This window comes from Nocardia sp. NPDC102475, assembly GCF_055584605.1.
The window spans coordinates 162,902-183,658 of sequence record NZ_JBVJLS010000003.1 but is presented as its reverse complement, the minus strand read 5'-3'; the positions used below and the strand labels follow the sequence as shown (position 1 = coordinate 183,658).

Below are 20,757 nucleotides of genomic sequence, written 5' to 3'. Positions count from 1 at the left end.
TAGTGCGTCAGACCGAATCGCCGTGGGCCTCGAGCAGGGTGCGCAGGGCGGTCGCGAGTTGCTTGCGCTGTGCGGGCGTGAGGGGTTCGAGCAGGCGGGCCTCGGTGGCGACGTGGTCGGGGAGTGCCGCATCGATGAGTTCGCGCCCCGCATCGGTGAGGGTGACGTGCACGCCCCGCCCATCGCGTTCGCTGCGTGCGCGGGTGACGAGTCCGCGTTCCTCCAAGCGGTCCAGGCGTTGGGTGACACCGCCGGAGGTGATCATGGCAGAACGCATGAGTTCGGTGGGGGTGAGGCGGTGGGGTGGATCGCTGCGCCGCAAAGTGGCGAGCACATCGAAGGAGGCGGCGTCGAGTCCGTGCGCGGCGAAGGTCTTGCGTAGCTCGGTCCCGACCACCTGGGACAGTCTGGTCAGTCTGCCGAGGACGGCCATCGGCGAGACGTCCAGGTCCGGTCGCTGAACGCGCCATTGATCGAGCACCCGTTCGACATGATCTGTCACGCCCGCAGCCTAGCAATACCTCAGCGGTGAGGTATCTCATAGCGGGAATTGCTTAACGCTAAGCTATGTTCCTTAGGGCTGAGTAATTGATCCAGATCCGGATGGAAGGCGAATCATCATGCGTATCACCGTATTCGGAGCAGCGGGCGATGTGGGCAGCCGAGTGGTGGCCGAGGCACTGGACCGTGGGCACGAAGTCACCGCGGTGGTCCGCGACCTCGCGCGGGCCGGTGCGGTACCCGCCGCGGCGATGTTGCGCACGGGTGATGCGGCGAAGCTCGACGATGTCGTATCCCTGAGCGCCGGACAGGACCTCGTGATCACCGCGACCCGTCCAGCACCCGGTCGCGAGCACGAACTGCCGGCCATCACCTCGGTGCTGTTGTCGGGCTTGGCGCGCACCGGCGTGCGTCTGCTGGTGGTCGGCGGCGCGGCCACGCTGCTCGTACCCGGTGCCGACGCGCTGACATTGCACGAAAGCCCGGATTTCCCGATCGAATTGCGTGCCATCGCCCGCGCCTGCGCCGACCAACTCGCCATCTGCCGTGCCGAAACCGCCGCCGACTGGACGTACCTGAGCCCGCCCGCCGAACTGGTGCCGGGTCGGCGAACCGGCGCCTACCGGCTCGGCACGGACGAACTGCTCACGAATGCCGACGGAGTCTCGGCGATATCCATGGCGGATCTCGCGGTAGCGCTGCTCGACGAGGCCGAGCGGCCCGCGCACCGGCGAACCAGGTTCACCGTCGCATCGGTGTGAGTGTTACGCGATGTCGAACAGCCGTACGGCATTTCGGTAGCAGACCTGCCGCAGCCAGGAATCACCCAGGTCCAGGCGCTCCAGCGCACTGATCGAATGCCCGTAGGAGTAAGGGATATTCGGAAAGTCGCTACCGAACAGAATGCGGTCACTCAGCGAGCGCAGCCTGCCGTGCTCGGCGGTCGGAAAGGGTGCGGTGGCCTCGGTGAAATCGGTCCAAACCATCGTCGTGTCCAGGTGCACACCCGGGTATTCCTCTGCCAGATCCAGGAATTCGGAGTACTCGGGTGTGCCCATATGCGCGATGATCAACTGCAGGCGCGGATAGCGGTGCAGTAGACCGGCAATGGGTTCCGGTCCGGTGTACTCGCCGGGCGCGGGTCCGGAGCCGCAGTGGATCAGCACCGGTATCCCGGCGTCCTCGATCATGCCCCACACCGGATTCAGCAACGGATCACCGGGATGGAAATCGCCGACCTGCACATGCACCTTGAACACCCGGGCACCGCGCTCGATCGCCGCCTCCACATAACTGTCTGCGTAATGTTCGGGATAGAACGTCGCAGTGTGCAGGCAGTCCGGGGTGCGTTCGGCGAAATCGGCGGTCCATTCGTTGAGCCACGCCGCCATATCCGGCTTGTGCGGATACACCAGCGAGGTGAACGCGCGAACACCGAAGCCGCGCAATGTCTTCAAACGGACCTGCTCATCGTCGCGGTAGGCGATCGGCCACTCCCGGCCGACCAGCGGACCGGCCGAATCGAAGTACGCCCACACCTTGGCCATGACCTGCTCCGGCATGAAATGCGTATGGACGTCGATGATTCCCGGCAGTTCCAGCCGGGTGCGGAAATCGGCCAGGTAGGTAGTGTCGTCGCTGTCACCGATCATCGAGCAACCTCCTGCGGGTATACCGACCGGGCGAAGTCACCGACCCTGGTGATCAATCGCTCGAAGAACACCTCGGGGTCGGTGCCGACCACGACGTCGGCGTTGGGTTCTCGGCCCCACATGCCCGCCCAGTCCGCCACCGTGGTGGCCCGGGTGATGGCGCCGACGAGTTCGACATCGACTGTGGCCGGTCGCGTTATGGCGAGCGTCGGATCCAGCGCGACGGCCGCCGCGAACGGATCGTGCATATGCGCGAGATAGCCCTGGTCGTAGAGCTTGTGGAAATCGAAATAGAACCGGACCGCATCGGTGAAGTAACGCACGATCGGATTACTCGTCGCCGACCTGGCCTCCGGCGGATCGGTCTCCGAAACCAGCTCCACGGGCAGACTCCCCGCGCGTTCGGCGAGCTGCGCCACATGCTTGGGCCGCATCTCGATGGTCTCGGTGATATCGAGCGCGCACACGATCGGCCGCCGATCGGCGGGGGCGGCGGAGAAGGCGTCGAAGACCTCCTTGGCCGCCTCCGGATCCACGTGCACATTCCACTCGTTGGTCGGCGTGGTGTTGCCCGGGTGATTGAAGGCTCCGCCCATGATCACCAGCCGCCGCAGCAGCAGCGGGAGCCGTGGTTCGAGGCGAAGGGCGAGCGCCAGATTCGTCAGCGGTCCCGTGCAGAGCCCGACGATCTCGCCGGGGGCCCCGCGCACAAGATCGACCCACATCTCGGCCGCCGACCGGGCCGACATCGGCCGAGCGGAATGCGGCAGTTCCGCATATCCGACACCCTGCGGCCCATGCGTGTCCTCGGTGGTGCGCAGCGGGATCGCGAGCGGTTCCGCGGCACCCAGCGCGACCTCGATATCGGGTGCGCGGCACACATCCAGCCAGGCGAGATTGTTCGCCGCCACCTGCGGTGCGGGCACATTGCCCGCGGTGGCGGCGATTCCCACGATCTCGGCCTCCGGGGAGGCGAGCAGGTAGAGAAGCGCGAGTGAATCATCGATCCCGGTATCGACGTCCATGACGATCTTCTGCCGCACCAGTCGAGCCTAGCGAGCGGACCCGGGCGGCTCAGTAGGTGGGCAGCACGTAGTCGTCGGTATTCGACATCATCCGCAGCATGACCGGGCGCATCACCCGCGAGGTCATCACCTTCATACTCGCGCGCGCCATCCGCGTGCCGAGGCGCGAGGTGGGCAGCATCATCTTGATGCCGCCACCGGGCAGCTCCTTGGCCTTGTCCAGAAACGGTTCGACGATCTCTTCGTAGCGGGTCAGTGCGGTCGCGAGATCATTTGGGGCGGAGGCGATTTCACCGGCCAAGACGTAGGCGCCGACGATGGCCATGGCGGTGCCCATACCGGTCATCGGGGAGCCGCAGAAGCCGGAGTCGCCGAGCAGCGTGACCCGTCCGGTCGACAGCGACGGCATATCGACGCGCGCCAGCATGTCGAAATAGAAGTCCGGGGTGGTGGTCATCGCGTCGAGTACGGCCGGAGCCTCCCATCCGGCCTCGGCCAGCATGTCGTGGATGAGCCGCTGCTGGGCGGCGACATCGCGGCGCAGCGCCGGATCGGCCTCGGTGCGCATGGTGATGATCGCCTTCGAGGTGGCCGGATCGGCATCCGGGCGAATCGCGACCGCGGCGCTGGGCACCGTATGCATCTTGAACCAGCCCGGCTCGGTTCCGGCAGGGGTCGGGATGGTGAAGAACGACATGTAGCCGCCGAGGTAGGTGACGAACTGCTCCTCCGGTCCGAAGGCCAGTTGCCGGGTCGCCGAGTGCACGCCGTCCGCGCCGACGACCAGATCGAACCGCTCGGTGCGCCCCGATGCGAAGCCGACCTCGACACCGGTGTCGTCCTGGCGCAGCGCCGCGATCCACTCGCCGTAGCGATAATCGAGTTCGCCCGCCGTGCTGGCCAGTTCGGTGAGCAGTACCTGATTCAAATCGCCTCGGGTGATCTCGATTTCAGCCACCGGGCCCTTGCCGTCGAACATCTCCGCGGGCATCCGGGCGAACTCCCGGCCGTTTTCGTCGACGTAGGCCATGCCGCCCTCGTCGAGTTGGTACTTGCGAATGCCCGGCATGAGTCCCATCCGCTCGGCGACCTCGCGGCTCGGGCCGCGCAGGTCCACGGCCTGTCCGCCCGGGCGTGGCTTCGGAGCGCGCTCGACGACGGTGGTTCGGATGCCCGCCCGCAGCAATTGCAATGCGAGTGCGTTGCCTGCGATGCCGCCGCCGCTGATGAGGATGTGGAGGGAGTTGATGCTCATGACCGGGCCAATCTCTCGAACGAATGTGTCAGACGTATGTCTAACACGAGGCTGGTACGGATGTCTAGTACAAATGTCTTAGGCGTGTGTAAGCTGAGGTCATGGGAAACCGAGAAGACCTATTGGCGGGAGCGCGTAAGGCCATCATCGAACGTGGCGTGGCGAAGACGACCGCGCGAGATATCGCGGCGGCCGCGGGTGTCAGCCTGGCCGCGATCGGCTATCACTTCGGCTCGAAGGATCGGCTGATAACCGAGGCGCTCGCGGAGGCGCTCGGCAACGATATCGGCGATCGGATGGAAGCTTTGATCCGCGCGGGCGGCGGGCAGCCGCCACTAGAGGCGTTCACGCAGATGTGGAACGCGATGCCGCAGGTCTTCGAGGACAACCGGGACGGCATGCTGGCCAGTCTGGAGAATCTGGTGCGCGTCGCGCGGACGCCGGAATCGCGGACGTTCATGGACGAAAGCCTCAACGGTGCATACGAGGACATCGGTCGAGCGGTCCGGGAATCCCGTCCTGACCTCGATGCGGACACCGCCCAGGCGATAGGTGAGCTGTACTTCGTGCTGACCCAGGGCCTGGGCATCCTGTGGACGATCAGCCAGGGCGAGAACCTGCCCGACGGTGCGCGACTGGCCAAGGCGATTGCGGCCCTGGCCGGCAAGTCCTGAGCGCGTCGAACAGCGTGCGTTCTATCGGGTATGCAGCGGCCACACCGGCCGGTCCGCGCCGTATCTCGGTGCGGGCCACGCGTAATCCGGATACTCGGCGAGCACCGGCGCGGCGGTGGTGACATTGCCGTGGGTGACCGCCGCCATCGGACTCGGCGGCGCGGCCTGCGGATGACGCGGGGTGCGTCCGGGCGCGTCGAGGAGCCAGGATGCGGTGCGCGCCAACGCGACTCGGACATCGCGGCCGATACCGTCATGTGCGCGGGCGACCAGGGCATCGATCACCCCGGCAGCGAGCAGATAGCCGGAGGCGTGGTCGAGTGCCTGCGCGGGCAGCGTGCCCGGCACGGCGGGTGCGCCCTCGACGATCGAAATACCGGCTGCGGCCTGCACGATGCTGTCGAAACCGCGCCGACGACCCCACGGGCCGGATTCGCCCCACGCCGATATCCGACCGTGTACGAGGCCGGGACGACGGGCGCCGGTGAGCCCGGCGTTTTCCAGTACGCCGGGTCGATATCCGGTGATCAGTACGTCGGCCGCGGCGAGCAGCTCGTTGATCAACGGTAGGTGCCGGTGCAGATCCAGCAGCGTGGAGCGCTTGCCTTGGCAGGTGTCGTGGTACTGCCATGAGATCTCGGGTAGGTGCGGCGGGTCGATCCGCAGCACCTCGGCGCCGAGCAGGGCCAGGGTTCTGGTCGCGACGGGTCCGGCGATCACCCGGGTCAGATCGAGCACCCGGACCCCGCGCAACGGCTGCAACGGCGATGCCCCGATCGGCAGGCCGAGTTCGCCACGGTCGATCCGGGTGTCGATCGCCACCAGCGGACCCGATGCGGCGGCCTCACCCTGTGGGCTCTCGGCCCACTCCTGCTCGCTGCGCACTTGGACCGCAATGGCGCCGTGCGCGGCCGCACGTTCCTCGATATCGCGGGCCCGGCTCATCGCCATCTGTGCGACCGCGAGATCGACGGGAGCGTCGTCGGGCAGTCCGAGCGAAGCGAGCAATCGCGAGCGATGATGCGGATAGTTGGCGTGGGTGCGGACCCAGCCGTCGAAGGTGGGAAAGAATCCCGACAGATCGGCGAATACCTTGGCGGGCGCACCGCCGACGCGCAGCAGGCGTTCACTGGAGAAGGCGGCGGTGATCCGGACCGGATCCAGTCGGTGCAGCACCGGATTCAGGTGGTGTGCGTCGCGGATTCGGTTCGCCGCCGCCGTTACCGCGGCCACCGATCCGGCGGCCAGCGCCCAAACCGGCAGCGCCGCAGCCAAACAGCTGCCCGGATCGGCGGCGGGGACGGTGCCGGAGGCCGGTACACCGATTCCGGCCTCATAGTCGCGGACCAGCTGTTCGTGCGCAATCACGAGATCGAGAGTAGTAGTTGTGCCGCAGTAGTAGGGTCGGGGCCATGACGCCGCTGCAGCGTTATATCGCCGAAGAGATAGCCACCGACCATGCCGACGGATTGCTCGGCCGCCGGGAAGCGCTGCGCCGACTAGGAATGCTCGGGGTCGGCGCCACTGCCGCGGTCGCATTGCTCGCCGCCTGCTCCAATAGTGGCGACCAGGCGAATACCGCGTCGACGGGCTCGAAACCCGCGGCGTCGTCGGCCCCGCCGGGTACCAACGGCGCGGTCTCGGCCACTGCGATCACCTTTCCCGGACCGGACGGTCGCCAGCTACAAGCCGCATGGGCGGCCGCGCCACAGCCGCGCGGCAGCGTCCTCGTCATCCATGAGAACAAGGGTCTCACCGACCATATCCGTTCGGTGACAGGACGTTTCGCGGGTGCCGGATATTCCGCACTCGCGGTCGACCTGCTGTCCGAGCTCGGCGGCACCGCCGCCTTCACCGACCCGGCGGCGGCCACCGCCGACCTCGGCAAGATCGCGCCGCAACAGTTCATCGGCGATCTGCAGGCCGGTATCGCCGAGTTGGAACGGCGGGTGCCGGAAAGGAAGATCGGCGCCACCGGATTCTGCTTCGGCGGCGGTCTGGTGTGGATGCTGCTGGCCGCGGGTACGCCGACACTCGCTGCGGCGACACCGTTTTATGGCCCCTTCCCGGAGAACGGGGATCTGTCCGGTTCGAAGGCGGCGGTACTCGGGATATACGCCGCCAAGGACGAGCGGGTGATCGCTTCGCGCCCCACCGCGGAAGCGGCCCTGGACCGGGCCGGTCTCACCCATGAGATCTACGTCGCACCGAATGCGGACCACGCCTTCTTCAACGACACCGGACCTCGCTACAACCCGACGGCCGCCGCCGAGGCGTGGCAGCGGGTCCTGGATTGGTACGGAAAGTATCTCGGGTGAAGGAGGCCGACGTGGGCAAGGCCATTGCGGCGACGGACTGGCTGCGGGTGTTGCGCGCACATCCCGCGCCGAACCATCAACTGCTGTGTTTCCCGCCGGGCGGGGGAGCGGTCACGGCTTATCGGGCACTGGCCGAACGCTTCGACAACGGCATTGCCGTCGCCGCCGTCCAGTACCCGGGTCGGCAAGACCGGCTCGGGGAGCCCACCATCGGCGATATGAACACCCTCGTCGACCGGATCGTGGACGAGGTACTGAATCAGGGCCCGGTGGAACAACTTTCGCTGTTCGGCCACAGCATGGGCGCGACCGTGGCCTTCGAAACCGCACGCCGCCTGGAACGTAAGGGGCAACCGCTCACCGCCCTGTTCGTATCCGGTCGTCCCGCACCGACTTTCGTCGAGCATGGCCGGCTGCATCTTGGCTCCGACGACGATCTGATCGGTGATCTGGAGCGCTTGGCGACCGATCCCGCGTCCATCCAGATCCTGCGCGACGAACCCAGCCTCGCCGAACTGGTCTTGCCCGCGGTGCGCAGCGACTACCAGGCCGTCGAGACCTACCGCTACCGTGAGGGCGCACCACTGTCGTGCGCTGTGTCGGCCCTGGTCAGCACCGAGGATCCGACGATGACGCTGGAGCAGGCCGAGGAATGGCGCGAACATACCACCGGTTCGTTCGACCACACGGTCTTCCCCGGCGGGCACTTCTACCTCGACGACAAGGTCTCCGAGGTCGCCGACCTCATCGTCCGCACCCTCCACGCATAGCCCACCCACGACACCACCACGCACACCGCGACCAGCCCCCGCACCAATCCCAGCGCACTCTGCGGGTAGATCACCCCGGTCAGATAATGGTCGATGAACCCGCTCGGCGGCAGCCCCGCCATCCCGGCCCGATGCCGCGCCCAATTCTCCAAATAGGTGAGCGGACAATCGAATCCGAACAGCACCGTGCTGAATCCCCACCCGAATGTGATCAGATGCAGCCAGATGGTGCGCGGCCACCGCCACGCGACGAACCCGCCGACCACCACATACGCCACGAATACGAAATGCACCGCGGCGGTGGCATCGGCCAGCAGCCGATACACCATATGCCCAGCGTAGCGCTGGATGCTTGCGGGCTCGGCCCGTTGGATCACCAGGGCGAGGGTTGGTAATCCTTGAGGAAGCAGCCGTAGAGGTCGGTACCGGTTTCGCCTTGGACGATCGGGTCGTAGACGCGGGCGGCGCCGTCCACCAGGTCCAGCGGCGCGTGGAAGCCCTCGTCGGCGAGGCGGAGTTTGGTGTAGTGCGGGCGTTCGTCGGTGATCCAGCCGGTGTCCACGGCGGTCATCAGGATGGCGTCCTGTTCGAACATTTCGCGGGCACTGGTGCGGGTCAACATATTCAGCGCGGCCTTGGCCATATTCGTATGGGGGTGGCCAGCACCCTTGTACGCACGGGAGAACTGGCCCTCCATCGCGGAGACGTTCACAACGTATTTGCGGCGGGCCCCGGCAGCGGCCATGACCGGGCGCAGCCGGGAAACCAGAATGAACGGCGCCACCGAATTGCACAGCTGGACCTCGAGCAACTCGGTCGGGTCCACCTCGGCGACGGTCTGCACCCAGCTGTTGGTGTGGGCGAGATCCGGCACCAGACCACCGGCGTCGATGGCGATACCGCGCGAAATGCGTTCCGGTGTGGCCGATCCCGCGACCAGCGCCAGCTCCGCCACATCTGCCGAGGACAGCGTCGGAGTCAGCGATGCGGTGAGTGCGGTGGGGTGCGCCTGCATGGTCTTGCCGAAGGTCACCACATCCGGCAGCGCACCCGCGGGCAGCGGACCGGATTCGGCATCGACCAGCGCGCTGTACGCGCCGGGGGAGCGGCGCACGGTCTGGGCGGCATTGTTGATCAGGATATCCAGCGGTCCCTGTGCCGCGACATCATCGGCGAGCGCGACGACCTGGGCCGGGTCCCGCAGATCGATACCGACGATGCGCAGCCGGTGCAGCCAGTCGGCGCTGTCGTCCATGGCGGCGAAGCGGCGGATCGCATCGTTCGGGAAGCGGGTGGTGATGGTGGTGTGCGCACCGTCGCGCAGTAGCCGCAGCGCGATATACATGCCGATCTTGGCGCGACCGCCGGTCAGCAGGGCGCGCCGTCCGGTGAGATCGGTACGGGCGTCTCGTTTTGCGTGGCTGTCTGCCGCGCAGTCCGGGCAGAGCTGGTGATAGAACGCATCGACCCGGGTGTAGCGTTGCTTGCAGATATAGCAGGGCCGTGGCCGGAGCAGCGTACCCGCGCTCGCGCCCGCCGCATTCGAGGTCAGCGGAATGCCCGCGGTTTCGTCATCGATCCGATTCGGCGATCCGGTCGCGGTCGCCGCGACCACCGCCCGGTCCGCCTCGGCGACCGCATCCCTGGCCACGGTTCGCCTGCGCTGCTTCAACTTCTTGAACATATGACCGACGGCGCGTTGCACCGTGACCGACGCCGGATCATCCTTGTCCAACTGCCCGGCCTGCTCCAGCACCCGCAGGCAGATCGCCAGCTCATCGGGGTCGATGGCGGTGCCGCTCGGCGCTGGTGCGGTAAACGTCGACGCGGTGTTCTCGACCATCGGAATGCGAATTTATCCTTCGTGAACTGGGAGGTTGACCCAGCCATTGTCGCATTCGAATGCGGACCGGTCGGCGCGGGGCGGTCCCGCACCGACCGTACGCCGCCTATTTGCGCAGCTTGCTCATGGTCGAGGTGGCCGTCTTCTTCAGCAGGTCGGTGACCTCGGACGCGCTGAGGATCTTGCTCGAGGACTTCGACGAACTGGACGAATACTGCGACCAGCTGATGTGGTAGGTGGTCCAGCCGTCGCGGACGGCCACCGAGACATCAGCCGTTGGATCGTCCGACTTGTGCTTACCGGTGATCACATACGCCTCGTCGCCGAGTCCGGAGATCTTGTCGACCTTCGCGTCCTTGCCGTATTCGCTCTGGGTCCAGGTCTCGTACGACGCGGTGAACTCCGGTCCCGGATTCGTCTGCTTGTGCACCTGCGCGCTGGTGTAGATGGCGGCGTAGTCGTACTTCTCGGTCGAGCCGGACGGGGTGAAGCGGACATCGCACCCCATCGTATCGACCGCCGTGTGCTTGGAACCCTCGTGCTTCGGGTAGGTATTGCCCGAGGAATCGGTCTTCGACAATGTGAAGCCGGCACTGGTGTAGGGCGAGGTGTCGGTGATATCGCAGAGATTGGCGACGTACTTGTAGCCGCGCAGATCGGCATCCTTGCTGATATCGGCCTTGCCCGCGTCGAATGCGCCGATCGCGAACATCGCCCCCGCCCATACCGCGGAGGTGACGACGACCGCGCCGAGTGCCCAAAGCCAGCCTTTGCCACCGGATTTGGGCGGCTGCTGATATCCGGGTGCCTGTTGCTGGTATCCGGGCTGTTGGAAACCCGGTGCACCCTGCGGGAATCCGAGTGCGGGCTGCTCGAATCCGGGTTGCTGGAACCCGGGCTGCGCGAATCCCGGTGCGGACTGTGGTGATCCGGCTTGTGGGAATCCAGGCGCGGCCTGCGGCGTTCCCGGCTGCGGATATCCCGGCGAGGACTGGTGGTATCCCGGTTGCTGGTATCCGGTCCCGGATTGGTATCCGGCGGGTGCGGCCCCCGGCTGATCGAACGACTGGCGCACCATCGTCGGATCGGCGGGCTGCTGCTCGGCTGGGCCTTGCGGTCCCGCCACCGGAACCGCGGGCTGCGACGGCAGCTGATACCCCGGCTGCCCGACCATCGTCGGATCCGATTGTGAATACTGCGGTCCCTGCTGCTGCGGCGGCTGTTCCTGCGCCCACCATGCGTCGTTGGGCTGGTTCTGTTGTTCCCCCGGTCCGGTCATGCGCGCAAAGTACCACCCCGTCCGATTTCCCGGCCACTCACCGCTGGTGGGATCTGGGCGGTCACTGCGGGATGCTGGCGCTCGCCGCGCGCAGATCCTCGACGAAGTTCGCGATGGCCTCGGCGACGAGCAGCGGCTCGGTCACCGGCAGCCAGTGATCGGCCGGAATCGGGCAGCGCCACAGTCGATCCACCCAACGTGCGCTGCCGTAGTAGAGGAACGGCGGCACCAGTACGTCGGTGGTGTCCACGACGAGTTGCACCGGCACCGCGGTGGTGCGTTCACGCGGCCGCAGCAGATGATGCGCCAGGTTGGCCACGGCGATCCGTGCTCCGGCGGCCAGATCCGCGCGCCAGGTCGGAGCGATCGGCGCGTACATCCGGGTGACGCCGCCGAGCTGTTCGATCAACCAGGTCCGCACCCGCGGCGGATAGGCGATCCGTCGGGCCGCGGTCTGGGCCGTTCCGACCCCGTGCCGCCAGAATTTCCGGTCGGCGATCAGCTCCAGCGCTCGGCGCGGTTGACCGGCCAATTCGCGCAGTGTCATGCCGACGTGATCGAGATTCGGACCCGCGACCGCGGTGAACGAGGCGATCCGGGTATTGGCGCGCGGATCGCAGACCGCCTCCCATACCTGCACCGCACCCCAGCCGTGTCCACAGACGTGCACCGGCCGCTTCGGACTGATCGCATCGATGAGCGCGAAGAAATCCTCGGCCAGGTGATCGAGTCGATAGTCCTGTGGCACACCGGGTTTCGCCGAGCCACCGTGCCCGCGCACGTCGTAGGCGATGACCCGGAAGCCGTCGGCGAGCAGCGTCGCCACCGCGGACCAGACCAGATGGGTATCGGACAGCCCGTGCACCAAGACGAGTGGTTCCGCGCCGCGATCGCCCCATTCGAAGACGGCCAGCTCACCATTCGCGCCGGGCACCGTGGACCGGCGGTGCGGGCGCTGAATGCCGGTCGGGTCGGGGGAGTCGAGCTGTTCGGTCATCTGCTTGCCTCGATCGATGCGCTGGGTGCCGCGTGTACCGCCGGTACGTGATCCGATACTGACAGTACGTATTACCCGAAGCAATGGATTGAAACCACGACCGGCTATGAGGTCGGTCACCCGCAAGCCACCGCACTTCCGGCCCAACTGGGCGTACCGCCGGTACATGTATGCTCCGAACCATGGCCCGTTCGGACAGATCGACCAGATCAGCGCCGCGGACGATCACCCGCGGGGAGATCGTCGACGCCGCCATTCGGGTGATCGACCGGGACGGTCCGCGGCCCAGTATGGACGACATCGCCCGCGAGGCCCGGATCACCAAACCGCGCCTGTACCGCCAGTTCGCCGATAAGGCTGATCTCTACACCGAAATCGGCGACCGGATGGCCGGTTCCGTCGCCGCCGGTGCGGGCAACGATCTGACGCTGATGCTGCAACCGCCCCGGGTCGCGCTGCGCCGCGTGCTCACCGGCTATGCCGACAGTATTCTCCAGCACCCCAACGTCTTTCGGTTCCTCGGCCAGGCGCACCTCGCCCAGCACTCAGACGGTTCGGTACTGCAATTCGATCTCGGCCGGGCGGCCGCGAGCCGCGTCGCCGGCCAAGCACGCGAGATCGCCGAATCCATTCCGATCGATGCCACCGGCATCGACTATCTGGCCCGCGCGGTCGTCGGCGTCGTCGTCGCGATCACTGATCTGTGGCTGGGCGACGCGGATCCCGGCCGTCCCGGCGGCACCGCCGAATTCGTCGACCAGGCAACCGAATTCGTCTGGGGTCTGATCGATGGATTCCTGCGCCGCCAGGGCATCTCGGCCGATCCGGATACCCCGATCTTCACCGCTCTCGCGGCCGCCAACCAGGCCCAGCGGCCGACCGGCTGATCCGCATTCCGCCCTCGTAAACCCACCTCGACCCGCCACATGCGGTCCAGCTCGGCCAGTAGCCGAGGCGCTTCCCAGCCCATATCGCCGAAGTGGTTGCGCAGCAACTGTTTCTGCTGTTCGGTGTCGCGGTAGTGGTAGTCGAGTGGCTTGGGCGGTCGAATATTCCCAGGCCAGGATCCGCCCCGCGTAGGCATCGATCACGAACGCCGTATAGACGAACGATCCCCGTCGCCAACCGGACATTAGGTGAAGTCCGCGACGAGCAGCAGGTTCGGTGCCAACACCCGGAACTGGCGATCCATCAGGTCCGGTGCACGAGACGCGGCCTGGTCCGCTTCGGTGGTGCGGATCTTCTTGCGCCGCACCACACCTCGCCAGCGGTTGGCACGCATCAGCCGCTCGATCGTGCACCGGGCCACCGGGATGCCCTGGCGTTGCAGATGCGCCCAGGTCTTCTCGGCCCCATACAGCGATTCCGGTGCCCGCCGGCCAATGGCGTCGCGTTCGTAGATCCCGGCCAGGATCTCGGTCACCGCTGTGTCCCACAGGGTTCGCTTCGACGGCGGCCGCAAGTGGTTGCGGATGTACCTCAATGTGCCCAACACTGCGAACAATGCGCTGTGCCTAGGGTTCGACGATGACCTCGCGCAGGTGAGCGACCGCCTGTTCGATGCACTGGTCGCCTGGGGTGACGAAGACGCGAACAGTCCCGCTCCTGCCGGGTCTCGTCGTTGATCCAGGCGTGGTCTATTGGTATGGCTAATTTGTTTGTGGTGCAATGGTTTTCGTTTACAGGGGGACTGCGGCGGCTTGGGCTTCGTCGCCCACCAACTGCTCTGACCTCAGGTCGGTGCCTGCAGGCTGTGCAGGACCCAATGCCCCTTTTCGTTGGTTTTCGCGTAGTAGAGGCTGGCGTCGGCGGCGTCGAGCAGGGATTCGGCGTTGGCGCCTGCGATCGGTGTGATCACCGCACCGATGCTGGCCGCTATTTTCAGTTGCTGGCCGTCGATGGTGATGGGGTCCGGAAATACCGACAACAGTTGGTCCGCGATACCTGTTATCTGGTCGGTGGTGGCTGGTGGCGGGATCAGGACGACGAATTCGTCGCCGCCGAGCCGGGAAATGAGGCAGTCGTATCCGCGCAGTTTGTCATGCAAGCGGGTGGCCACCGCGACCAGGACTTTATCGCCGGTTCCGTGGCCGAATCGGTCGTTGACATGTTTGAAGTGATCGAGATCGGCGAAACACAGTCCGGCCCGGGCGTTTTCGTCGGCGGTCGTGATGAGTTCTTCGATCCGCTCGAGTAGGTAGCGTCGGTTCGGGAGGCCGGTGAGGGGATCATGTCGGGCCTGCTTGTGAAGTTCGAGTTGGAGCCGGTGTTCTTCGGTGATGTCGGCTCCGATGGCCAGCAGGTAGTCGGGTTGTCCTTCGGTGCCTTTGACGTAGGAGATGGCGAATGACATCCAACCGACGCTGCCGTCGGCGCGCACCAGTCGACGTTCGAGTCTGACCGTGCCTTCCCCGGCGGGAACAAGGTTGTCGTAGAGCAGGGCGCGGATATCGTCGCGGTCGTCGGGATGGGCGAAGTCGTATACCGATATCCCACGCAGCGCCTCGATCGGTACGCCGATCATGTCGGCCAAGCCCCGATTGGCTTCCAACAGTGTGCCGTTGGTGTCGCCGATGGCGATCGCGACGGCCGTATTGTCGAACAGGATGCGATATCTCGCATCCTGTTCGCTGCGGTCGTCGTGCTCGGTCGAATGAGCACGAGACTGATGGCGGTGTGCCTGATGGCCTTGTCCGAGAGCAGCCAGCAAACCGGCGAGGCGCCCTCGGGCATCGGGCCGATCAGAGTAGTCGGCCAGTCGGTACAACACCTGCGCCGACACCGTGGGCACCCGCTCCTCGGCCAACTGGGCAGCCGATAGCGCCGCCCCGACTCGGGCGCCCACGGTCGCGTCGAAGGGTTCGGCCTCGAGTGCTGCGGAAAGATCGTCGATCAGGCCGGACAAGTGTTGGTATCCGAAGTCGTCGGGCATACGCATGCCGTCGGCGGCGGCAAGTGTTTGCCACCAGGTTCGAGCCAGTGCCGCACACTGGGAGTCGTCCACCACAACCCTTCGATACCTTGCGCCACTCGACACCCCGGCCGAGAGCGGTGTTGCGTTCAACCGAACGATAGACCGTGGCAATACCTTTTCGTGTGGAAATTTCCGCGTTCGTTCACGAGAGACGGTTTTCGCCGAAGATCGACGTCCCTTTATATCTGAGGGTTGTTTTCTGCCATACCCAGGTGGCTTGCACACAGCCGAGCAGGTCCTCTACATGGGCCGATACCGGTACAGCGACAGATCTGTCGGCGATCTGCGCGCACTGGCCGTCGATCCTGGCTCGGATCCTGCGGAATTCGGTCAGACGGTCGCGCACAAGTTGTGCGGCGGCGTGCACGGCGTCGGCAAGGGTGGCGCCAGGGGTGTTCAGCAGGCTGACCGGGATCAGGTTGAAATCAGCGCGGTCGTGGATGCATTCCTTTTCGAAGGAGAACATGTCGTTCATCAGCGCTCCGATCTCTACGGTCGAGCGCCGTAGCTGCCGCAGATCGGCGTCGAGTCCGACGGCGCGAATCCGATCCCACGGCAGATACTCGTCGCGGCCGAACTCGCACAGCGCGATCGCGGGATACATACCCGACACCTGCGCACGCAGGTCGATGTAGTCCGCAACGGTGATCAACTCACCGCGCGCACGAGCGTTCTGGTCCTGGATCGCCGGACGCAGATGGTCGATGGTCGAATCGAGGAACCGATTCAACCAGTCCGGGTCCGACCGAGCCGTCACCCGCTCCAAAAACTCTGCGGTCGCGGCCTCCACTGGAGTGGGATTCGTTGCAGCACAACGGGTATCGAGCAGTCGGCAGAGGTGTTCCACCGTCGCGCGGGCCTGCTGTTTTTCTACATCGGTCAGGTGGGCGAACTTCTCGCGGCCGACAGTATCGTTGAGCCAGAACAGGATCGCGTTGTAGATCCCGATAATCGTCATCCGTTCGGCGGTGACAGCATGTGGATGCAGGTACGGAGTCATGCTGTTGTAGTGCGCGCCACCGGCGTGCAACCAGATCTCGTAGCGGCGGCAGAACTGTTCCACCTGCGCACATGCCTGCTCTCCGAACCGATTCGGCGCAAAACCCGCACAGAAGTCGACGATATCGCAGTCGGGTGTACTGAACAGCTCCCGCAGCGACCACCCCCGCCCCGCGCGGACCAACGTCGCATACTCTGCCTGCATCGTGGCGAGCCGCGCCTCGATCACCGGCGTGTACTCGCCAACCACAAGACTCCCTCCCCGACCACACTGCGCCGCACCTCGACAGAGTGCCGGACCGAATCCAGCACTGGCCGCACCCGGTCATTGAATGATAAACGACCGCAAGCCAGATAGCTCCCGGTCTGCGCCCTGCGGCGGGTTTTGCCGGCGTAGAACGTTGCTTTCTTGTGGGAGTGCGGGTTTCGGACAGTCCGATGCCGGAGCCGGGACCGCCGGTTCGATACCGACCTCCGCGAACACCTCGGAGGCCACGTAGCGGTTACGGCATACCGCTAAGCGCGGTGTCGCCCTTGGCCGGAGGTATTCGATGTTGCCAGTGGGGCGAACTGAACCGTGTCGGCCAAGGGGTCGACGCGCAGGGTCGAGATGAAGTGCTCGATCGAGGTGTATCCGGCGGCGCGGATTCGTGAAAGGAGTGCTGCTGCCGGGCTAACAGATTCGGTCCGGTTCATCCTGGCCCCTCTACCAGTCGAGACACTGCATGGTTGTCGCGCAGATGGTGGCAAGCTCGATCGTCAGTACCGAGCCCGCCTATCCGGTGTCCAGCGATAGCGGTTGCGTGAGATGTACTCCGCTGCAGACGTTCCCTGCGTGCTGCAGCGGTACGAGAGTAGCGAAGAGTTAGCGACCGCGCCACGACATCACGGCGAACGCACAACACGGATGTCGCGGCAACGGCGGACTGTGCCAGATCGAGACGCAATGCATACAGGAAGCGACTTTGGCGACAATGCTGGCGTTCCACCGAGCCCTCGGCGTTCGGTGCGCGTGTGGAGGATCTGCCACACCGTGGTTTCGGGCATGGAGCCGGCCATGAGCGACTGCGATCGACTACCGGGCTCGACCACTGGTACGCCAGCGACGATGTCGCTACCGACAACGGACGCGTTCGCGAGGGCTTGTGGGACGGTCAGGACGTTCGTTCGGCGAGGGGATCCAGGCCACTGGGTATCGTCCAATGCGATTGCGGTTGCGAGCCAACGGGCTTGGGCTAGGTCAACCGGTATTGACAAACCGGGTGAAGCGCAACGGCAATAGGGGCGTATGTCATGATGCCGATTCGATCAGCAGATGCTCCAAGCGGGCCGTATCGTCGGAGTCCTGATCGACACCGACCACTGCGACGAACTCGCGATCACCGGCACGTCGCTGCAAGGGACTCCAGGAGTTGGCGAGATACCAGCTCGCCCCCGTGGTACCACGCGGGCCTAAGCCCGCGCAGAATATCCAGTATCGGTCGGGGTGCAGGTCCGGGCTCGGTCGCACCCGCGCGATGACGCCGATGCTGTGATCTCCGCTCGAGCCATACCGACTACCGTCGGTCAACTCCAACTGCTCTGAACCGGAATCGCCTTCAGCACCGCCGCCTTTGAGAGTGAAAAGCGGACGATCGACGCTGTCGAGGTACATACGTGTACAGTCGTTGCACGTCAGTCCAAAGCTGATATAGGGCCGGTCGCTGTGCGCGACGACGTCCCGGTCGCTCCGGATATCAGTCCACAGACCGGGGTGGCGCTGGAGCGCAGAAAACACGTACAGCAGTCCGCGAACTTCCTTCTCCGGTAAGGCAGCCAGCACATCCGAGCGATGATCAGCCGCAACCGCGCTGAACTTCCCGAATGCGCACCGATAGGGAGCCTCGGCCGCACCGAGTGCTGGCGCGGGCCGCAGTGGTAGCTCGAATGTCGGGTACACGAGAGTAATCCCGCTGGTGATCATCTCAGCCCCGAGAAATGCTTCGAGCTCGATGTCGGTTCCGGGAGAATCGAACTCGTGCCCGCGACCGGCGACTGGTGCGGAATCTGCCATCTGAAACAATCTCTCGATCGTCCAGCCAGGGAACATCCTGACCAGTACCCGGCAATGGTAGTTGCGCGGTAGCCCGACCATCCTGCCCGAAAGCCACTGGTAGAACTGTGTTTTTGCGGGCCCGTAACCAGGAGGGATGGGAGGATCGAGTTGCGCGGCGCACCTATCGTACGCGGCCAGGAAATCCGAATGGCTCTTGAGATGCTGCTCCGCCAGCAGCATCTTCAGAACGGTAGCCAATGGAACCCCCTTACCCCTGAAACCGCCGCCCTGGTGGCGGCGACTCGATTACAACCGCGGCTGGCACGGTCGGCGACGCTGTCCGGTGACCGCCCCGACCGTTCGAACGCCGGTGCAGCAGAGGCTGTTACCGTTCCCACCCGCCGTGGCCACGGTGAGCTGTGCCGTCCCCTCCCTGCTGGGGCGAGTGCAAAGCTGCGTGTCCGGGTCGATGTATAGCCAGGTAGCCGCGAGGCTGCCGACGAAAGCGAGCGCAGTGGCGGTCGACGGGCCGGTCCCGGTGCGGCTGGATCGTAGCGTCGGCTGCGGCAGACCTTCAGATGGTGCTGTTCAAAGCGGGTATAGGAACCTAACAGACACTGTTGCCGGATCTCTCCGAGGGGTGGCAGTGACCAGCACCGTACCGGCAGGCGCGATCGCCGTGACCTGCGTATGCGAGTCGATGGTGAAGGTGGTCGCGGCAGTACCGGATCGCCCGATCAAGGAACGGCGAAGCCGGTACCCATCACGGAACGTTCGTGTCTCCCGACGTGTTCCACAAACTCGGAGAGCGGGAGGTGATGGTAGGCATGACGCGCCTCCTTTGCCGCGATGATGATTCCCCGACTGCAACCGGATGGTTGCTTCCAGTAAGCCCTCTACGCTGTTGCAGAGCAATGAATCTCCGATCCGTTTTCGTCCGTTTTCACACTTAGACCTTGCTTCCCGTCGATGTAACCGACCGACTGCTGCAGATCCCCTCACCGGTAGAGCCGCGACCAGGTTGATTCGGTACCGGCGGTGGCGCGGACGGACCTGCACGGTGATCGCATCAGAGCGTCGCCGGTGAGTCATCGCATCAGTGACGAAAACCGTTGTGGCGCATGTCTTGAGGGTACCGATGCGGCGTTATATCCAACGGCTGCGGCGGTGCTCGCGATCACGGCGATCAGCTCAGGTCCGGCAGGGGGTTGACGACCCGACGGGGAGTCTCCAGATCTTCGACAGGCGGCAGGTATCCGATAACGAACGAAAACGAACCCCTCGGACCGGTCCATCGCCTGATTCAAGGACGTTAATGGAAGTTGCGGGCCGCCACAGCAACTCGGGCGAACGCCCCAGTTGCACTACAGGAGTTACACAGCAACAAAGGAGGCAAGCATCGTGCCTACCATCACGTCGATCTCCCCGACCTCCGGACCCACGACGGGGGGAACCAGCGTCACGATCACGGGTACGGGGTTCACTGGCCCGACTACCGTGCGATTCGGTACTACCGCAACGACTTTCACCCTGGATTCACCGACGCAGATCACGGCAATCGCCCCCGCCGGCTCAGTCGGTACCGTACAGGTCACTGTTACTACCTCGGCGGGCACCAGCAATGGTGTGCCCTACACCTATCTCGCGGTTCCCGCGTTGAGCAGCATCAGCCCCAGCCAGGGGTCCACTGCGGGCGGAACGACAGTCACGCTCACCGGGTCGGGGCTGACCGGAGTCACCGCGGTGAACTTCGGTGGCACACCGGCGACCTCGTTCACGGTCAATTCCGACACGCAGATCACCGCCGTTGCCCCAGCGGGCACCGGGTTCGTGTCTGTCACCGTCACTGGACCGGGCGGCACCAGCAACCCGCTTACCTACATCTATGTCGTCGTTCCGACGATCACCAGCATCTCCCCGACCGCCGGACCCACTGCGGGCCTGAACAACGTGACGATCACCGGCACCGGATTCACCGGCCCGTTGACCGTCCGGTTCGGCACGACCGCAACGACATTCACCGTGAACTCCGCCACCCAGATCACCGCCATTGCCCCAGCCCATGCAACCGGGACGGTGCAGGTCACGGTCACCGGCTCGGGCGGAACCAGTAACGGCGTCGCCTACACCTACGTCTGACAGCGAATGCGGCTGGGCCGCCGGTAGGCAATTGCCTACCGGCGGCCCAGTTGCATGGCGATCGAACCGAAGCCCGCCGCCATCATGGATGGTGTTGCGGGATCGAGACATCGACGGTGCGGATACCGCGTTTGGGACTGGGTTTGCCGAGTTCGAGGCTGCTACCGTCGTCTTTCCACACCTTGTTGATGCGTCCCGCGCCGGTTTCAGGGTCGACCTCGCGAACCAGCAGCGCGTCGACCTGGGCCACGCCATGGACATCAGCCCAAATTCTGCTTGTGGTCGCCACCTTTCGA

At 65.3% G+C, this 20,757-nt stretch carries 19 protein-coding genes and 2 pseudogenes; 7 read left to right on the top strand and 14 right to left on the bottom strand.

Annotated features, from left to right (window positions below; translation table 11 throughout):
• Positions 1 to 7: 7 nt before the first annotated feature.
• On the bottom strand, positions 8 to 502 hold the full coding sequence (locus ACZ60G_RS06500; RefSeq protein WP_397044937.1) for a MarR family winged helix-turn-helix transcriptional regulator: 495 nt from the start codon (positions 500 to 502) through the stop codon (positions 8 to 10).
• 118 nt (positions 503 to 620) lie between these two features.
• On the opposite strand from ACZ60G_RS06500, the gene ACZ60G_RS06495 reads away from it, so the two are divergent.
• Positions 621 to 1,262 (top strand): NAD(P)-dependent oxidoreductase, encoded by a 642-nt coding sequence (locus ACZ60G_RS06495; protein WP_465807845.1) that lies wholly within the window; start codon positions 621 to 623, stop codon positions 1,260 to 1,262.
• A gap of 3 nt (positions 1,263 to 1,265) precedes the next feature.
• On the opposite strand, the gene ACZ60G_RS06490 is transcribed toward ACZ60G_RS06495, so the two are convergent.
• From ACZ60G_RS06490 to ACZ60G_RS06480, 3 genes are read right to left on the bottom strand one after another with little or no spacing between them, the layout of a single operon-like run.
• On the bottom strand, positions 1,266 to 2,153 hold the full coding sequence (locus ACZ60G_RS06490; RefSeq protein ID WP_465807843.1) for an amidohydrolase family protein: 888 nt from the start codon (positions 2,151 to 2,153) through the stop codon (positions 1,266 to 1,268).
• Positions 2,150 to 3,178, bottom strand: coding sequence for a nucleoside hydrolase (locus tag ACZ60G_RS06485; RefSeq protein ID WP_465808373.1), 1,029 nt, complete (start codon positions 3,176 to 3,178; stop codon positions 2,150 to 2,152). The genes ACZ60G_RS06490 and ACZ60G_RS06485 overlap by 4 nt, the downstream gene beginning before the upstream one ends.
• Positions 3,179 to 3,227: 49 nt before the next feature.
• Complete coding sequence (locus tag ACZ60G_RS06480) at positions 3,228 to 4,433, bottom strand: FAD-dependent monooxygenase (RefSeq protein WP_465807841.1); 1,206 nt, start codon at positions 4,431 to 4,433, stop codon at positions 3,228 to 3,230.
• Positions 4,434 to 4,534: 101 nt separating this feature from the next.
• Here ACZ60G_RS06480 and ACZ60G_RS06475 point away from each other — a divergent pair, with 101 nt between their 5' ends.
• On the top strand, positions 4,535 to 5,107 hold the full coding sequence (locus ACZ60G_RS06475; RefSeq protein ID WP_465807839.1) for a TetR family transcriptional regulator: 573 nt from the start codon (positions 4,535 to 4,537) through the stop codon (positions 5,105 to 5,107).
• A 21-nt stretch (positions 5,108 to 5,128) separates the two neighbouring features.
• Here ACZ60G_RS06475 and ACZ60G_RS06470 read toward each other — a convergent pair whose 3' ends face one another.
• Complete coding sequence (locus tag ACZ60G_RS06470; RefSeq protein ID WP_465807837.1) at positions 5,129 to 6,475, bottom strand: CoA transferase; 1,347 nt, start codon at positions 6,473 to 6,475, stop codon at positions 5,129 to 5,131.
• Between the two features lie 44 nt (positions 6,476 to 6,519).
• Here ACZ60G_RS06470 and ACZ60G_RS06465 point away from each other — a divergent pair, with 44 nt between their 5' ends.
• Both ACZ60G_RS06465 and ACZ60G_RS06460 read left to right on the top strand, forming a co-directional pair.
• Positions 6,520 to 7,425: a dienelactone hydrolase family protein gene (locus ACZ60G_RS06465; protein ID WP_465807835.1), complete on the top strand. Its 906-nt coding sequence runs from the start codon at positions 6,520 to 6,522 to the stop codon at positions 7,423 to 7,425.
• 11 nt (positions 7,426 to 7,436) lie between these two features.
• Positions 7,437 to 8,195, top strand: a complete 759-nt coding sequence (locus ACZ60G_RS06460; RefSeq protein ID WP_465807834.1) for a thioesterase II family protein — start codon at positions 7,437 to 7,439, stop codon at positions 8,193 to 8,195.
• Here ACZ60G_RS06460 and ACZ60G_RS06455 read toward each other — a convergent pair.
• The 4 genes from ACZ60G_RS06455 to ACZ60G_RS06440 all read right to left on the bottom strand — a co-directional run bounded on the left by ACZ60G_RS06455 (position 8,135) and on the right by ACZ60G_RS06440 (position 12,314).
• Positions 8,135 to 8,524 carry a DUF2784 domain-containing protein gene (locus ACZ60G_RS06455; protein ID WP_465808371.1) on the bottom strand — a complete coding sequence of 130 codons (390 nt, stop codon included), beginning with the start codon at positions 8,522 to 8,524 and terminating at the stop codon, positions 8,135 to 8,137. The genes ACZ60G_RS06460 and ACZ60G_RS06455 overlap by 61 nt on opposite strands.
• Before the next feature lie 44 nt (positions 8,525 to 8,568).
• Positions 8,569 to 10,038, bottom strand: a complete 1,470-nt coding sequence (locus ACZ60G_RS06450) for an SDR family NAD(P)-dependent oxidoreductase (protein WP_465807832.1) — start codon at positions 10,036 to 10,038, stop codon at positions 8,569 to 8,571.
• Positions 10,039 to 10,144: 106 nt separating this feature from the next.
• Positions 10,145 to 11,317, bottom strand: a complete 1,173-nt coding sequence (locus tag ACZ60G_RS06445) for a hypothetical protein (protein ID WP_465807830.1) — start codon at positions 11,315 to 11,317, stop codon at positions 10,145 to 10,147.
• A gap of 61 nt (positions 11,318 to 11,378) precedes the next feature.
• A complete protein-coding gene (locus tag ACZ60G_RS06440; RefSeq protein WP_465807828.1) occupies positions 11,379 to 12,314 on the bottom strand; it encodes an alpha/beta fold hydrolase in 936 nt (311 codons plus the stop codon).
• Positions 12,315 to 12,496: 182 nt separating this feature from the next.
• Between ACZ60G_RS06440 and ACZ60G_RS06435 the strand changes: the two genes are divergently transcribed.
• Positions 12,497 to 13,201 carry a TetR/AcrR family transcriptional regulator gene (locus ACZ60G_RS06435; RefSeq protein ID WP_465807826.1) on the top strand — a complete coding sequence of 235 codons (705 nt, stop codon included), beginning with the start codon at positions 12,497 to 12,499 and terminating at the stop codon, positions 13,199 to 13,201.
• Between the two features lie 159 nt (positions 13,202 to 13,360).
• On the opposite strand, the pseudogene ACZ60G_RS06430 reads toward ACZ60G_RS06435, so the two are convergent.
• Positions 13,361 to 13,767 (bottom strand): annotated as a pseudogene (locus ACZ60G_RS06430) (IS3 family transposase); the annotation flags it as partial.
• Between the two features lies 1 nt (position 13,768).
• On the opposite strand from ACZ60G_RS06430, the pseudogene ACZ60G_RS06425 reads away from it, so the two are divergent.
• Positions 13,769 to 13,906 (top strand): annotated as a pseudogene (locus tag ACZ60G_RS06425) (LLM class F420-dependent oxidoreductase); the annotation flags it as partial.
• 140 nt (positions 13,907 to 14,046) lie between these two features.
• On the opposite strand, the gene ACZ60G_RS06420 reads toward ACZ60G_RS06425, so the two are convergent.
• The 3 genes from ACZ60G_RS06420 to ACZ60G_RS06410 all read right to left on the bottom strand — a co-directional run bounded on the left by ACZ60G_RS06420 (position 14,047) and on the right by ACZ60G_RS06410 (position 18,562).
• Positions 14,047 to 15,318, bottom strand: a complete 1,272-nt coding sequence (locus tag ACZ60G_RS06420) for a diguanylate cyclase domain-containing protein (RefSeq protein ID WP_465807825.1) — start codon at positions 15,316 to 15,318, stop codon at positions 14,047 to 14,049.
• 112 nt (positions 15,319 to 15,430) lie between these two features.
• The gene (locus tag ACZ60G_RS06415; protein WP_465807823.1) at positions 15,431 to 16,537 is read right to left on the bottom strand and encodes a terpene synthase family protein; all 1,107 of its coding nucleotides are present in this window, start codon (positions 16,535 to 16,537) and stop codon (positions 15,431 to 15,433) included.
• 1,041 nt (positions 16,538 to 17,578) lie between these two features.
• Entirely contained in the window at positions 17,579 to 18,562 is a 984-nt protein-coding gene (locus ACZ60G_RS06410) for a hypothetical protein (RefSeq protein WP_465807821.1), read from the bottom strand.
• Between the two features lie 1,161 nt (positions 18,563 to 19,723).
• Here ACZ60G_RS06410 and ACZ60G_RS06405 point away from each other — a divergent pair.
• The gene (locus ACZ60G_RS06405) at positions 19,724 to 20,461 is read left to right on the top strand and encodes an IPT/TIG domain-containing protein (protein ID WP_465807819.1); all 738 of its coding nucleotides are present in this window, start codon (positions 19,724 to 19,726) and stop codon (positions 20,459 to 20,461) included.
• An 82-nt stretch (positions 20,462 to 20,543) separates the two neighbouring features.
• On the opposite strand, the gene ACZ60G_RS06400 is transcribed toward ACZ60G_RS06405, so the two are convergent.
• Positions 20,544 to 20,711: a hypothetical protein gene (locus ACZ60G_RS06400; protein ID WP_465807818.1), complete on the bottom strand. Its 168-nt coding sequence runs from the start codon at positions 20,709 to 20,711 to the stop codon at positions 20,544 to 20,546.
• Positions 20,712 to 20,757: the final 46 nt, after the last annotated feature.

What these genes read in the sequence shown, in the direction of transcription:
- ACZ60G_RS06495 (WP_465807845.1), top strand. Translation starts at nt 621, where the DNA reads ATGCGTATCACCGTATTCGGAGCAGCGGGCGATGTGGGCAGCCGAGTG.
- ACZ60G_RS06490 (WP_465807843.1), bottom strand. Translation starts at nt 2,153, where the DNA reads ATGATCGGTGACAGCGACGACACTACCTACCTGGCCGATTTCCGCACC.
- ACZ60G_RS06485 (WP_465808373.1), bottom strand. Translation starts at nt 3,178, where the DNA reads ATGGACGTCGATACCGGGATCGATGATTCACTCGCGCTTCTCTACCTG.
- ACZ60G_RS06480 (WP_465807841.1), bottom strand. Translation starts at nt 4,433, where the DNA reads ATGAGCATCAACTCCCTCCACATCCTCATCAGCGGCGGCGGCATCGCA.
- ACZ60G_RS06475 (WP_465807839.1), top strand. Translation starts at nt 4,535, where the DNA reads ATGGGAAACCGAGAAGACCTATTGGCGGGAGCGCGTAAGGCCATCATC.
- ACZ60G_RS06465 (WP_465807835.1), top strand. Translation starts at nt 6,520, where the DNA reads ATGACGCCGCTGCAGCGTTATATCGCCGAAGAGATAGCCACCGACCAT.
- ACZ60G_RS06455 (WP_465808371.1), bottom strand. Translation starts at nt 8,524, where the DNA reads ATGGTGTATCGGCTGCTGGCCGATGCCACCGCCGCGGTGCATTTCGTA.
- ACZ60G_RS06450 (WP_465807832.1), bottom strand. Translation starts at nt 10,038, where the DNA reads ATGGTCGAGAACACCGCGTCGACGTTTACCGCACCAGCGCCGAGCGGC.
- ACZ60G_RS06445 (WP_465807830.1), bottom strand. Translation starts at nt 11,317, where the DNA reads ATGACCGGACCGGGGGAACAACAGAACCAGCCCAACGACGCATGGTGG.
- ACZ60G_RS06440 (WP_465807828.1), bottom strand. Translation starts at nt 12,314, where the DNA reads ATGACCGAACAGCTCGACTCCCCCGACCCGACCGGCATTCAGCGCCCG.
- ACZ60G_RS06435 (WP_465807826.1), top strand. Translation starts at nt 12,497, where the DNA reads ATGGCCCGTTCGGACAGATCGACCAGATCAGCGCCGCGGACGATCACC.
- ACZ60G_RS06410 (WP_465807821.1), bottom strand. Translation starts at nt 18,562, where the DNA reads ATGCTGCTGGCGGAGCAGCATCTCAAGAGCCATTCGGATTTCCTGGCC.